The sequence below is a fragment of the Bifidobacterium leontopitheci genome (assembly GCF_009193355.1).
Classification (GTDB): domain Bacteria; phylum Actinomycetota; class Actinomycetes; order Actinomycetales; family Bifidobacteriaceae; genus Bifidobacterium; species Bifidobacterium leontopitheci.
In genome coordinates this window covers 1-13466 of the sequence record NZ_WBVT01000016.1, presented here as the reverse complement: position 1 = coordinate 13466, position 13466 = coordinate 1, and the positions used below count along the sequence as shown (strand labels likewise).

The window sequence follows — 13466 nt, the reverse complement described above, 5'->3', positions numbered from 1 at the left end:
CGGATGTGTCCGTGTGCGGCTCAGCGGCCCGTTTCGCGACCGCTTTCGGCTTGCGATTGCGGCGACGGCTGACCGAAGCACTGGGCGAGCACCTCGACGATCATCATGTTCGTCAGCAGCATGCGTGAGACGTGCACGTTGGGCAGGAACAGACGCAGCTTGGCCGTCTCGCTGTTCCACGCCGACCCGACCGGGAACACACGTCCCGCGTCCCCGTACACCCAAGCCGGCTTGGCGATGAGCTTCTTGAGCGTGTCGGCGGCTTCCTTCGTGTCGATCTGCGCGACGACGGCGCGATTGTGCACGAGTCCGGCGATAAGGTTCACGTCGACGAACGGCTTGTCCTGCGTCGGCGATTTCGAGACGACCACGACCGGCTTGTCCCGTGTGTCGGAGAGCAGCAGTCCGGCGAGGTCGCGCGCCTGTTGCGGTGTGCGCACGAACAGCGGACGATAGGAGCGGCGCAGGTTCTCGACCTCCTGCGGGCTTCCGCTGATCGGCGAGCCGGTGTGCGGGTCGCGCAAGTGCAGCGGATTGTCCGTCCCGTCGCCATGCACGCCGGCGCCGGAGCCGTTGGCGTTGCCGGCGTGCGTCGTTACGGATTGCGTGGTGCCTGACTGTGTGGTGCTTGACTGTGTGGTGCTTGACTGTGTGGCCGGTCCGGTACCGCTGGCGGGCTGCGAGCCAAGGGAGAAACGACGCCGCAGGTCGGCGACGAGCCGCTGCCGGTGGCTGTTCGTATCCGTGTAGTACAGCGGCGTGCCGTCACGGCTGGGGTCGCGCGGCATGAACAGTCGCGCCGCGCCGTTGTACACCGGATGCATGCCGTAGCCAAGCGCGTCCAGCTCTTCGGCCATCGTTTCGGCAAGCCGGTCGTCGGCGATGACCACGACGTCGATACGCCCCTCGACCTGCTGCACGATGGATTCGGGGATGATATCCGGTTCAGGTGCCCCGTTGCGCGTCGAAACCACCAGCACGGCCCTGACGCGCCGTTCGTCGGCGATATGCGCGGCGAGGCGGCGAGCCTGCATTGTGGTGGTGACGGTTGCGGGATTGGCATCAAGGAACGTCAGCATGTCCGGAATCCTCCTTCGACGCCGACTGACGGTCGGCGTCGCTCTGCGATATCTGTCGCAGACGGTGATGTCGAGATGACACGGGATTCGGATACGAGAATCGATGATGCGTCCGGAAGAAAGACTGTATGGGTGTTGGCAAACATGGCGCTCTATGGAAGGCTGTACTGACGGCTGACGTGTGATGCGGAACGTCACGACACATGTGTCGCGGCGAAGCGTGAAGTCACATCAGCGAGGCCGTGAAGCAAGCCCCCCCCTAAGCGATTTGCGAGTTGACTGGCCGTATCCGGAACCGGGCATGGTTGTGCCGGGCGCGGACCTGCGGTCTGCGATGTTTGCCATTGGGGACATGCGCTGCTTCTTCTCCCTGAACGTCGGCGTCGGCGTTCGCGTGACACGCGCGCCTAGCTGACGATGAATCGGCTGTGACTGAAGGGAGGAAGCCAGTGCTTCGAACTCATGGGGTATCGTACCATGACGTCATTACCGTGGCCCGATCGGCCCGCGGCGAGCGGTGAGGCCGCGCCGTTGCGGCCCCACCTCGCGTTCGCGCATCCGCCGTCACACGGGGATCACGGACACGTTGCCGCCGTCATCCACCGCGCGCAGGCAGTCGTTGTACACCTCGATGAACGCGTAGTTGCCGAACGCCGCGAGCGAACGGGACTTCTCCAACGCGCCGGGCATGGGGCGGCCGACCTCGTAATGCTCCACGATGCCGCCGATCGGGTCGAGGCTATGCACCTCGAACGGGGCTCCCAGATAGCATTTCGCCGTCACCCCCTGCAGGATGCCGGTGATGCTCACGTCGGGGAATTCGGCGCGCAGGGCGTTGACGATGCCGTCGATCTGCGCCTGGGTGATGGTGTGGCCGCCGGCGTCCAGTTTGGCGATGGCCGCCATGTAGCCAGGGGAGCGGCGCTTGCGCAGCGTCCTCTCGAGCATGGCATGGTCGGTGGCGGCGCGTTGTTGCTCGTGCTGCCGCTGCTCGTTGCCGAGCGACATGGCGAGCCGGTTCTGCGATGTGGTCCGGGCGGACGTCTGTCCGCCGGTCGGCCTGAGCATTGGTCGTGGCATGATGTGCCTCCTTGTTGCGTTGTTCGCGGCATGGTCGCCGTCAGATGAGCACCTTGCGGGTCCGCGGGGATGCCGGCTTGTTCAGACGCTCCTCGCCGATGGGACGGCCGGATGCGGGCACCGCCCGTTCCTTGCCCCAGTTGCGGATCGCCTCGATCTTCTCCGGACTGGTCTGCGAGAGCGGCACCACGTTGTCGAAGGCGTTGACCACGTTCTCCACGGTGAGCGTGAACGCGGGGTTGGCCACGGACCGGTAGGCGAGGTCGCGCACGGTGGATTCGAGGTCGGCTCCGGTGAACCCTTCGGTCTGTTCGACGATCTGGTCGGCGAGGGCACCGGCGAAGCTCACGTTGAGGTACTTGCGCATGTAGAGGCTGAGGATCTCGCGGCGTTCGGCCGCGGTCGGCAGGTCCACGAAGAACAGTTCGTCGAAGCGTCCGCGGCGCAGCAGCTCGCTGGGCAGCATGGACACGTCGTTGGCGGTGGCGACCACGAACACGTGCTTCTTGCACTCCTGCAGCCAGAAGAGGAATTGGCCGACCATGCGCGTGGAGACGCCGCCGTCGCCGGAGCCACCGGCTCCCGCCAGGCCCTTCTCGATCTCGTCGATCCACAGGATGCACGGCGACACGTTCTCGGCGGTGGTGAGCGCGTCCCTGAGCTGCTGCTCGGACTGGCCCACATACTGGCCCTGCACGGTGGCGAAGTCCAGACGGTACAGGGGCAGCTTCCAGTTCGCCGCGATCGACTTCGCGCTCAGCGACTTGCCGCATCCGGGCACGCCGACCAGCAGGATGCCGCGCGGCGGTTGCAGCCCCTTGGCCTTGAGCTCCTCGCGTTTGGCGGCGGACAGCAGCGCCTTCTTCTCGTCGAGCCACTGGCGCAGCCCGGCGAGTCCGCCGACCTCCTTGACGCTGTCGTCCACTTCGATCTTCTCGAGTCCGGAGATGTCGGAGAACAGGCGGTTCTTCGCGTTGCGCACCTCGTCCATGTCGGCCTTGGTGATGCGCCGGTTGGCGATGAGCGCGGCGATCACGTTCTCCGCCTCGATTTGCGTCACGCCGGCAAGCGTCGTGGCCGCCTCACGCACGTCGTTGTCGTCCCATTCGATGGGGATCTCGTTGAGGTAGTCGTCGATGTACTCCTTGATGATGCCGTACATCTCGTCCTCGTTCGGCAGGTCCACGGTGATGAGCATGCCCTGGCGCTGCAGCTGGTTCCACACCGAGTTGTTGGTCAGCACCATGATGACGCCGCCGTTCTCGTTGGCGAGCGTCACCAGGTCGAGCAGCTGGCGCGAATCCGGGTTCTCCGTCGACAGGTCGGGGATCTCGGTGAGGATCAGCGTCAGGTTTTGCTTGCGCTTCATCTGCTCGCTCATGTAGTCGATGGCGCCGTACATCGACTTGTCGTCGTTGACGACCTGGCCGGAGGCGAGGTCGTACAGGCCTTTCGACAGGGTATGCACGTAGAAGGGGAGGTTCAGCTCGCCGCCGATGTCCTTGAGCGTGTCGAGGATGCGGGAGCGTTCGATGGTGTTGATGGCGATGAACGGGATCCGGGCGATCGAATACCGTTTCAGCAGTTCATGCGATTGTGCGATGTTGGTCATGGTGCTCTTTCTGTGGTCTCAAGTGCGGTCGTGCAGGTTTGCGTCTCACAGCGTGTTGACCGGATGGGTGCGGATGATGTGCGCCATTCTGCCGGTGCGGTCGACGGTGGCGGCGGAACGTTCCAGCGTGTTCTGGATGTCGTTCGCCTGCTGGACGACCAAGCCGCGGATCTGGGACCGGTACGGTTCGGGTATCGCCGGTATGGATCCGGCCTGCGCGAGCGTGGCGAGGTTCTTGCGCAGGTCGAGCAACGATTGGATGACGTCGCGTTCGCTGCGCGCACGGGACTGCGCCTTGGCGAACCGGTCGGCCGCCGAGGACAGGCGCTGGTTGATGGCTTCGATGAGATGCTGGACGAAGCGCTCCGAGACGCCGGACTGCCAGACGAGCGTGCCCTGGTTCATTGCGGCGATTACGGTGTCGTCGTTGCCGCCTGCGGCAAGCGCGTCGATGACGTCCATCCATTGGGCGTAGGTCTGCGGTGGTGTGATGGTCATTGCAGGGCCTCCTTCTTGCGGTGCTTCCTTCTCACCGGCATGTTCGGCGGCGTGATGTCCCAGTCGGGCAGGCCTTCGGCGAACACCGCGGTCGGTTCGTCGTCTTCCGGCTCATCGGCGGCTTGCGACTGGAACGCCGGCAATGCCGGGGCCGCTGACGTTGCTGATGTCGCGCCGGCAGACGGTGTGGCGGCGGGGAACGGCACGGATGCCGGTTGTGCCGGTGTTGCAGGGAACGCCGTCGGCTCGGGAACGGGTGCCGGCGATGCTACCGGTGCCGCGGTATCTGACAGAGTGGTGTCTGCTGGAGCGGCGCTCGCCGGAGCGGTGCCCGCTACGGCATCGAGTGACGGCAGCGCGTCCGTTGACGGCTGCGGGAATGCGGTTTCCGAGGCCGGGGATTCCTGTTTCGGCTCGTCGTGCGGCGGGGCCGGGAACGCCGGCTGCGACGCCGCCGCGCCGGACTGCCCGGAATCATCCGGGAACGCTTGCTCGCCACCCGTCTCGGCGGACGTGTCGGGCACGGGCTCCGGCGTGTCCGACGTATTGCTCTCGGCGTCGTCACCTTGTGTTGCGTCACCTTGTGTTGCGTCACCGTGTTCTGCGTCGTCGGTGTGTGCTGTGACATCGTGCGACGGGGCCGGTACCGGTATCGCGCCGGTCGGCATGGGAATCGGCGCGACGGCCGGTTCGGACGCGGCGACGTCCGGCTGGGGAGCCGGCTGGGACGATGCGTCTGCGTTCGGCAGGGGGACGGACTGCGCAGCCGGCTGGGGGACATCCGGCCGGGGAACGTCGCGCTGGGATGGCGTAGCCGTCTCGGTTCCTGCGGCGGCGGGCTGTTCGATCCTGGCTCCGCAAGCGCCGCAGAACTTGGCTCCCGGCCGGTTCACGGCATGGCATGACGGGCAGGTCGTCGTCGCGGCGACGGCCTGGTTGATTGCGTTGACGTTGTTCATCATGGACTTCCTTCTTCGCGAGTGCATTTCCCTGTGTCAGGCCTTCGCGGCCGGTACCGTGGTCACGCGCACCTTACGTGTCGAGTTCGGCATCTTGCGCACGTACTGTTCGGGCGTGATGCTGTCGATGAAGGCGAGCACTTGTGCGCTCTGGGCGTCCTGCTTCGCGAACTCGCGGCGGTAGTCCACCACTTCGGCGAGCATCGCGCGGATGATCTGCGTGCCTTCGGAGCGTTTCGTCTCGTAGTCGGAGCGGATTCTGGACTGGCCTTCCTTCTCCCGCTTGTTGGCGGAGTAGTATTTCACGCCGCAGAAGATGCCGGCGATGGCGCACAGGACGCCGAGCAGCAATCCGCCCCCGCCGACGACGAAGCCGATCAGCGCGATGACGCCGAGGCCGATGGCGCCAGGCAGCATGAACTTCTCGAACGGCGTCATCGCGAGGGCAATCAGCGCATCGTTCATTTCGTGGTCGATGAGCGCGTTGAACCGTTGCAGCGTCTCCTGCTCGTTGCTGCCGTCCACGGTCGAGTAGTTGAACGTGTCCACGTTGATTTCGATGTTGTGGGGCACCGCGGCCCGGTTTTTCGCGATGATGTCGTTGTAGGCGTCGCGGATCCAGTCGCGCGACAGCGCGATGGCGAACTTCTGCGTCGAGGGGTTCGCGTGCGAGACCTGTGGTTTCATGGCCGAGTCGGTGAGCAGCTGGGTGAAGTCCTTATGCTCCTCCAGCGCGGTCTTCTCGACCGTCATGCTCGACTTGGCCTTCGCCTCATCGCCCTGGTAGTCGACGACGAACTGCTCGAATCGCTCCTTGCGGCGCAGCGGCAGCTCCTCGTCGTCGAAGTCGGTGACCAGGCTGGTGAGGATCTCGTCCAGCTGCGCCTTGACCTCGTCGGTGGACGACTTCTGCGCGAAGATGCCGTTGAAGTAGTCGAGGATCGTCGCATGCAGCCGGGCGCCTTCCATGACCTCTTTGAGCGCGGGCCACGTGTGGCTGTATCGTGACAGATACCGGTATCCCTCGTCGCCCGTGATCGGCGTGCGCTTGAGGTTGATCGCGTCCGACCATTGTTTCGTCTGCTGTTCGACGAACCCGGGCTTGGCGGTCAGATGGCCCATCCACGTGTCGATCTGCTTGGAGACCGTGCCTTCCGTGTCCGTTCCCAGCAGGCCGGAGGCGTAGGCGTCCAGGATCACGACCGCGTTGCGGTTCAGGTTCTCCTCATCCTGCGCGGCCAGATACCGCTGCACCCATTGCAGGCTCGCATGCTTGCGGCCTGCGCGGCGGCAGACCAACGCCAGGAACAGCGAGGTCTTCTCGTCGTCGCGGCGTATGCCCTCGGCGAGCGCCTTGTAGGCGAGGTCCCGCTGGTCGTTGATCCAGGCGGCCAGCGCCACCAGGCAGGGTGCCAGCCAGTAGCCGGGCGTGGAGATCATCAGCTCCTCGCTGGCGTTGGTGATGGTCGACTTCTTCACCAGCCCCAGGTCGTTCGCCTGCAGGATGCCGGTCGTCGTGCGGCGCACCAGATCGTAGTGGCCGTACTTCTTCTCCAGTTCCTGACGGATCTTCACCAGCCTCGTCTCGGCCTGGCCGAGACGGTTGGCCTTGGTCTGCATGTTGACGAAGTTGTCGAAGTCCTCTGCCAGCTGCTCGACCTTGGAGTTGATGATCTTGACGTTGCCGTCGACCTCCTTGACGCGCACGTCGACGGTGTCGATCTCGTTGCTCAGCTGCATCTGGATATCCTGCATCTGCCGCAGAATCGGCCGTAGGTCGATGTAATCCCCCATGCGGTTCCTCCTCCTTGATGGTGTTGCTGTCTGATGGTCTGGCTGGTGTCATCGGTCGCCCGACGTCACACCCTGGTGCCGCATTTGCCGCAGAACCGTGCGTTCGGCGGCAGCTTCGCCCCGCATTCCGTGCAGAACCGCTTCGGGAACACCGGCGTTGCGGCCGGCGTGACGGCTTGGGCGGCTGCCGCCTGCGCGCCCGGCGCCGGTGGAGCCGATGCCGCCGGCGGTATCGGCTGCGGCGGGACCGCCGGCGATGCATACGGCGGGAACGGCATCGGCGACGGTTGCGGCGCCGGGGCTGCGTATGCCGTTGGCGCCGGCGCTGGTGCGTTGGTCGCCGGCGCCTGCATGGTCGCCGCCGTCTGTCGGAACTGCTGGAACGCCGGAGCTGGCGGCTGCGCGGTGGCCGGCTGCGCGGCCGGCGTCGTCCGGGGTCGCGGCGCATGGTGCTCGACCCAGTACGTGGCGTCGTCGACCATGCACTGCGCCAGTTCGTCGAGCTGTGCCGCCGTCTCCGATCCGGTGATGGTGCGGAACACGCAGCCGGTGCCGTCACCGTCCAGCACAGTCGTGCCGTACCCCATCACGCTCATGCCGCCGAACCGCGAACGCACCTTGCGACGGGACATCCGCGACAACGGCATGACCAGCGAGGGGCCGGACGCGTCTTCGACCGCCATCATCACCGCGACCGTGCAGGCGTTGCCCTCATGATCATGGAAATCCTTGGCGTACGCGCTGTACATCTCGCGCCGCCAGCCGGCCACCGTGCGGCGCAGTGAGGCCGGCATGACGAGCGAATCCTGCCCGCGCTCGCCGGATCCGCCGTACGGTTCGGCGGTCAGCTCGTAACCGGGCACGGCCCAAGCGGCGCATACGTCACCCTTGCCGATGATGTCGGCGGCCCCCGCCTGCGTGAGCATCCCCCTGATGACGCCGCCGCGCAACGGCAGGCCGGCCTGCAGCGCGCCGGGCACCGGCAGTAGCTGCCGGTACGGTTCCGCGTCATGCTTGTCGATCGCGTCGCCGACCGGGATGAACACCACCGCGGAGCCGACGGGCCCGTCGAGCGGCATCCAGAACAGGTCGCCATCCTCGGCCATACGCATCATGCCGCCGCCGACATGCCGTGAACGTGACAGGTCCAGACCTTGCAGATGCGCGTTCACCGCGTCGAGCACGCGCTCGATCGGCGCAGTGGAATAGAACACCCCGCCTTCGGTCTGGTCAAGGAAACGGTACAGTTTCGTCTTCGGGTCCTCGACGCCGTAGGGGATGCCGAAATCCCTGATGCGGCGCGGCGTCTCATTGTCAAACGACGTGTTCGCGGCCATGATCCCTCTCCTTCGCTCCTGTCGGGCACCGTGTGGCGAGAAGGCGTGCGGAGGATGGAGCCCTTCGATCTCACGCGGGCGCGTCCCTTCCCTGATTCTGCATTCATCATCAATGATGGGCCACCGTCGATGTCGGCCCGGTCACGGCAACGTGAACGGACGGGGAACTTCCGCCGGCATCGTGATGAACACATCATTGCGATGTGGTCAACAAAGGGGAGGCGAGTGCCTAACAGCGATAACGAGTCTATCATGGAACGAGTATGAGGCGGCGCAAGCCGGTCATGACATGAGAGACAAGGGGCGGTGAGGAGCCATATGACGACTGGAACGAGTGACAAGGAGCATCCGCTGGTCTCGGTCATCGTGCCGGTGTACAAGGTCGAGCGGTTCCTCGACGAGTGCGTGGCCGGGCTGGTCGCGCAGACCTACCGGAACCTGGAGATCCTGCTCGTCGACGACGGCTCGCCGGACCGCTGCCCGGCCATGTGCGACGCATGGGCGGCGAAGGACGAGCGCATCCGCGTCATCCACAAGGCCAACGGCGGCCTGTCCGACGCGCGAAACGCGGGGCTCGCGCAGGCGAGTGGCGACTGCATCTACTTCGTGGACTCCGACGACACCGTGGACCGGCGCCTCGTGGAACGCTGCGTGACCACCATGGTCGACTACGCCGCCGATCTGGTCATGTTCCAGTTCGACACCATCAGCGAGACCGGCCGTCCGCTGACCAGCGCGTACAAGCACAACGACTACGACGACATCAAGGTCATGGCGCCGGTCGACGCCATCAAGGCGCAGGTCAAGGCGGAGATCGACGGGTATTTCTGGTCGTTCATGGCCGCCGCGCCCATCTACCGGGACCACGGCTTCTCGTTCCCCATCGGCCGCAAGATCGAGGACATGGCGCGCATCTGCAACGTGATCGGCGAGTCGCACCGCGTCGTGCGCATCCCCGAAGTGCTCTACCACTACCGGATGCGCCGCGGCTCGATCACCGGCAGCTGGAACATGCAGCTCACCCGCGACTGGATGCAGGCCGTGGACGACCGCGAATCGTACATCGACGAACGGTTCCCCGAACTGCGCACGTTCATGCGGATCCAGCAGCTCACGTTCTTCGCCAACCTGGATTACGAGACCATGCGGCAGTCGATCGTCGCCAAGTTCAAGATCGACCCCGAGGATTCGGAGCGGATCCGCAAGCGCATCGACACGCTCAGCAGGGACGTGGCCGATGACGGCGGCGAGGTCCCCGAATCCACGAAGAACCTGATCGACACACTGCGCAAATCGGTCGACGGTGCTCGCGACGGATTCCGCGAGATGCGCGAGGAATGGAAGAAGCTCGGCCGCGGATGGAAGGAATACATGCGCGGCGTGCTTGAGCCCGGCGTCGAGCGCGACACGGCCGATCCCGCCGACGGCGACGACGGAAGGGAGCCGGCCGCACGATGAGGGTGTTCGACTTCGACGGCACGATATACGACGGCGAAAGCCTGTTCGACCTGTACCTGTACAGCGCGCGCTACGACCCGCGCGTGTTCCGGCATCTCGCGCCGGTGCTGCGCTACGCCATCAAATACAAGCTCGGCCGCGGCACCTTGGAGCAGATGGAGCGCGGCGTCGGCGACGTCACCTCCAAATACCTGCGTGACGTGTCCCGTTCGCGGCGCATCGAAGGCCTGCGCACCGCACCGCTCGAAGGCGCCCGCGAGCTGGGGCTCGGCGACGACGTGCTCGCCGACAAGGTCACCGTCATCGAGGAGAGCTCCACCACCGGCGGCCTCGAAACGCTCGTGCGCTCGTTCTGGGACCGCAACATGCGCAAGATCAAGCCATGGTACCGGCCGCGCCCCGACGACGTGATCCTCACCGCGTCCTTCGACGCGACGGTCGGCGAGGCATGCCGCAGGCTGGGGCTGAAACGTCTCGTCGCCTCGACCATCGATCCCGAAACGTTGACGGTCACGTATCTCAACTTCAACACGAACAAGCCGAAACGGTTCCGCGAACTCTACGGCGAGGACGCCGTGGTCGACGAGTTCTACACCGACAGCACGTTTGACTCGCCGATGATCGACCTCGCTCGCACCGCCTACATGGTCAAAGGCAACACGATCACGCGCGTGAAGTGAGCGCGGGCCGCGGTCGCGCCTGCGTTTGCCGACGAAACATGCCGCACAGGCGGACAGGCTACAATGGCTTCGGTTATACGGGGCGGCCGTTCGCGCCCCGCTTGAGAGAATGAAGGAGTTCGCATGAGCAACCTGACCGGTCTGTTCACATGGAAACTGCACGGCGACGGCAAGACGCTGGCGCCCGGCGAGGTCGTGGAGCCCGACGAGCGGCTCACCTGGAGCCGCACCGCGGGCATCGGCGCGCAGCACGTCATCGCCATGTTCGGCGCCACGTTCCTGGTGCCGATCCTCACCGGGTTCGACCCCTCCACCACACTGTTCTTCACCGCCCTGTCCACGGCGCTGTTCCTGCTCATCAACCGCAACGTGCTGCCCAGCTACCTGGGCTCCTCGTTCGGCTTCATCGCGCCGATCCTCGCCGTCAAGACCGCCGGCAAGGGCCTGGCTGTCGCCAGCTTCGGCATCATGGTCACCGGCCTGCTGCTCGCGCTGATCGGCATCGCCGTACACTACGCCGGCGCCAAGTGGATCGACATCATCATGCCGCCGGTCGTCAACGGCGCCATCGTGGCAATCATCGGCTTCAACCTCGCGCCCAGCGTGTGGACGAACTTCCAGAAGGCCCCCGACACGGCCATCGTGACCCTGCTCGCCGTGCTGCTCATCGCCGTGCTGTTCCGCGGCCTGCTCGGCCGACTCAACATCCTGCTCGGCGTGCTCGTCGGCTACGCGTACGCCTGCTTCCGCGGCCAGGTCGACTTCTCCGCGATCGGCGAGGCGGCGTGGATCGGCTTCCCGCGCTTCCACCTGCCGCAGGCGGACTTCTCCATCCTGCCGATGTTCCTGCCCGTCGTGCTCGTGCTCGTCGCCGAGAACGTCGGCCACGTCAAGTCCGTGGCGCAGATGACCGGACGCGACTACGACAACCAGATGGGCACCGCCCTGTTCGCCGACGGCCTCGGCACCGCGATCGCCGGCTTCGGCGGCGGCTCCGGCACCACCACGTACGGCGAGAACATCGGCGTGATGGCCGCCACCAAGGTCTACTCGACCGCCGCCTACTGGTGCGCCGCCGCGTTCGCGCTGATCCTGAGCCTGTGCCCGAAGTTCGGCGCCGTGATCAACACGATCCCCGCCGGCGTGCTCGGCGGCGTCACCACGCTGCTCTACGGCATGATCGGCATGATCGGCATCCGCATCTGGGTGGAGAACAAGGTCAACTTCGACAAGCCGCTCAACATCATGGTCGCCGCGATCACGATGATCATCGCCATCGGCCAGTTCGCGTTCACCGTGAGCGGCATCTCGTTCAACGGCATCGCCATCGGCACGATCGTGATCCTCGTCGCCTACCACGGCCTCAAGGCCATCGGCAAGCTCACCGGCACCATCGAGAAGAACGACCCGGACATCCTGTAGCGATTCCGGCCGCTCTTCTCCTCTTTTTTGTCACAGCGGGTAGGTGCACGCTGTGACAAAAAAGAGGGAATCCGGTATTTTCAATGATTGACGTCGTTGTGTCACAGCGGGTAGGTACCCGCTGTGACACAACGACGTTGTTATATGGAGGCTGCCGGGGTGGGCTGGTTGCGGTATTCCTTGGGGGTCATGCCGAAGCGGCGGCGGAAGACGCTGATGAAGTAGCTCGCCGACGAGAAGCCGCAGTCGCGCGCCACCTCCGCCACGCCCATGCCGGTGCCGTCGAGCATACGCTTCGCCTCTTCGAGACGGCGGTCGATCAGGTATTCGTTCGGCGTGCGGCCCACGAACCTGCGGAACAGATGGCAGCAACGGCTGCGGCCCATGCCGCCTGCCGACGCGATGTCGTCCAGCGACAGCGGGCGCGGGAAGTCACGCTGGATCAGACCGGTCATGGCGAGCACGGCAAGCCGGTCGCGCTGCGATTGCACGTCGGAGGGTCTGCCGTCCTTCGCCGGCACTGCCGCTCCGGCGCCATCCGCGGACGGGCCGTTCCCCGACACCGGGGAGAAGCGGTCCAGAACCATGTCGCACAGCCTGATCGCCGTCGCAGTCAAGGCGAGCGCATCCACCCGTCCCGCCTCGCCGCCGGCCGGGCCGGAGGAGCGGGAGGCCCGTTCAGCGTGGGCCGCCGACGCGACGGTCACCGCATCGTCGATGGCCTGCATCACGTCGCGCTGCCAGCCGACTCCCGACGACAGCAGCACATAGTCGGCCATGTCCTGGCCGAAGGCGTGCTCGCAGCGGGCCGTCGTCGCCGTGGTCAGATGGTCGAACAGCTGCGTGCCGACCACCACGCACGTGAACCAGCATTGCCGGTGCTCGGGGGAGAAGCCGTAATGCAGACGGCTGGAGTTCACCACCAGGCCGTCGCCGCGGCGAAGCGTGACGACCTCGCCGTTGATGAAATACCGCATCTCGCCGTCCTTCACATGCACGAACTCAAGGTCGCGATGCCAGTGGCAGGGGCAGCGGAAGTCCGCGAACGATGAGAGCGAATCGAAGCTGGCGTAGACCGGCAGTTCGGGGTCGTTGTACGGCACGCGCTCCGACAGGTCGGAGGAGACGACGATTCGTTTCGCCGGTGCGGCGGCGGATGCCGCGTGCACATGCGTGGATTGCGTTGCCGGCGAGCCGTGCCGTCGGGGTGCCGGGCCGCCGGCCTTTGCGGCATTCTTCGCCGTCCGGTCCGTCGGGGGAACGTCGATCATCGTCGGCTGTATCATCGCCGACACTGCTGTTGCCGACGTCTGTGTCGTCGTTGCCGTTGTTGTTGCTGTCGTCGTTGTCGTCATTGCCGCCGCCTGTCGCCTATCACCGTTGCTTCACACCGTCGAAATACTATTTTAATACTTCGTCAGATAACGCCCGAAGTTTTGCGCACTTTGGTTCTGGCTTGGGTTGAGAACATGGCCCGTGTCCTGTGTACGATTTTCAGTCGCCAAACATAGAAAACCGCGATTGGAAGCGAGGACACAAGCCATGTC

Annotated in this window: 11 protein-coding genes; 3 read left to right on the top strand and 8 right to left on the bottom strand. The window is 65.3% G+C overall.

Annotated elements, in window-relative coordinates:
- Nucleotides 1–20 precede the first annotated feature (20 nt).
- From F7D09_RS06110 to F7D09_RS11620, 7 genes are all read right to left on the bottom strand, one after another.
- Complete coding sequence (locus F7D09_RS06110) at nucleotides 21–1079, bottom strand: hypothetical protein (RefSeq protein ID WP_152234525.1); 1059 nt, start codon at nucleotides 1077–1079, stop codon at nucleotides 21–23.
- Between the two features lie 564 nt (nucleotides 1080–1643).
- Entirely contained in the window at nucleotides 1644–2159 is a 516-nt protein-coding gene (locus F7D09_RS06105; RefSeq protein WP_152234524.1) for a hypothetical protein, read from the bottom strand.
- A gap of 40 nt (nucleotides 2160–2199) precedes the next feature.
- Nucleotides 2200–3771, bottom strand: a complete 1572-nt coding sequence (locus F7D09_RS06100; RefSeq protein WP_152234523.1) for an AAA family ATPase — start codon at nucleotides 3769–3771, stop codon at nucleotides 2200–2202.
- 45 nt (nucleotides 3772–3816) lie between these two features.
- Nucleotides 3817–4269 (bottom strand): hypothetical protein, encoded by a 453-nt coding sequence (locus F7D09_RS06095; RefSeq protein ID WP_152234522.1) that lies wholly within the window; start codon nucleotides 4267–4269, stop codon nucleotides 3817–3819.
- The gene (locus F7D09_RS06090; protein WP_193312358.1) at nucleotides 4266–5231 is read right to left on the bottom strand and encodes a zinc-ribbon domain-containing protein; all 966 of its coding nucleotides are present in this window, start codon (nucleotides 5229–5231) and stop codon (nucleotides 4266–4268) included. Before F7D09_RS06090 ends, F7D09_RS06095 begins: the two co-directional genes overlap by 4 nt.
- A gap of 33 nt (nucleotides 5232–5264) precedes the next feature.
- Nucleotides 5265–7022, bottom strand: a complete 1758-nt coding sequence (locus F7D09_RS06085; protein WP_152234520.1) for a hypothetical protein — start codon at nucleotides 7020–7022, stop codon at nucleotides 5265–5267.
- Nucleotides 7023–7087: 65 nt separating this feature from the next.
- Nucleotides 7088–8359 carry a zinc ribbon domain-containing protein gene (locus tag F7D09_RS11620; RefSeq protein ID WP_152234519.1) on the bottom strand — a complete coding sequence of 424 codons (1272 nt, stop codon included), beginning with the start codon at nucleotides 8357–8359 and terminating at the stop codon, nucleotides 7088–7090.
- A 318-nt stretch (nucleotides 8360–8677) separates the two neighbouring features.
- Between F7D09_RS11620 and F7D09_RS06075 the strand changes: the two genes are divergently transcribed.
- The 3 genes from F7D09_RS06075 to F7D09_RS06065 all read left to right on the top strand — a co-directional run bounded on the left by F7D09_RS06075 (nucleotide 8678) and on the right by F7D09_RS06065 (nucleotide 11919).
- A complete protein-coding gene (locus tag F7D09_RS06075; protein WP_152234518.1) occupies nucleotides 8678–9817 on the top strand; it encodes a glycosyltransferase in 1140 nt (379 codons plus the stop codon).
- Nucleotides 9814–10497 carry a haloacid dehalogenase-like hydrolase gene (locus tag F7D09_RS06070; RefSeq protein WP_152234517.1) on the top strand — a complete coding sequence of 228 codons (684 nt, stop codon included), beginning with the start codon at nucleotides 9814–9816 and terminating at the stop codon, nucleotides 10495–10497. Before F7D09_RS06075 ends, F7D09_RS06070 begins: the two co-directional genes overlap by 4 nt.
- Before the next feature lie 132 nt (nucleotides 10498–10629).
- Nucleotides 10630–11919, top strand: coding sequence for a uracil-xanthine permease family protein (locus F7D09_RS06065; RefSeq protein WP_152234564.1), 1290 nt, complete (start codon nucleotides 10630–10632; stop codon nucleotides 11917–11919).
- Nucleotides 11920–12059: 140 nt separating this feature from the next.
- Here F7D09_RS06065 and F7D09_RS06060 read toward each other — a convergent pair whose 3' ends face one another.
- A complete protein-coding gene (locus F7D09_RS06060) occupies nucleotides 12060–13190 on the bottom strand; it encodes an AraC family transcriptional regulator (protein WP_152234516.1) in 1131 nt (376 codons plus the stop codon).
- Nucleotides 13191–13466 lie beyond the last annotated feature (276 nt).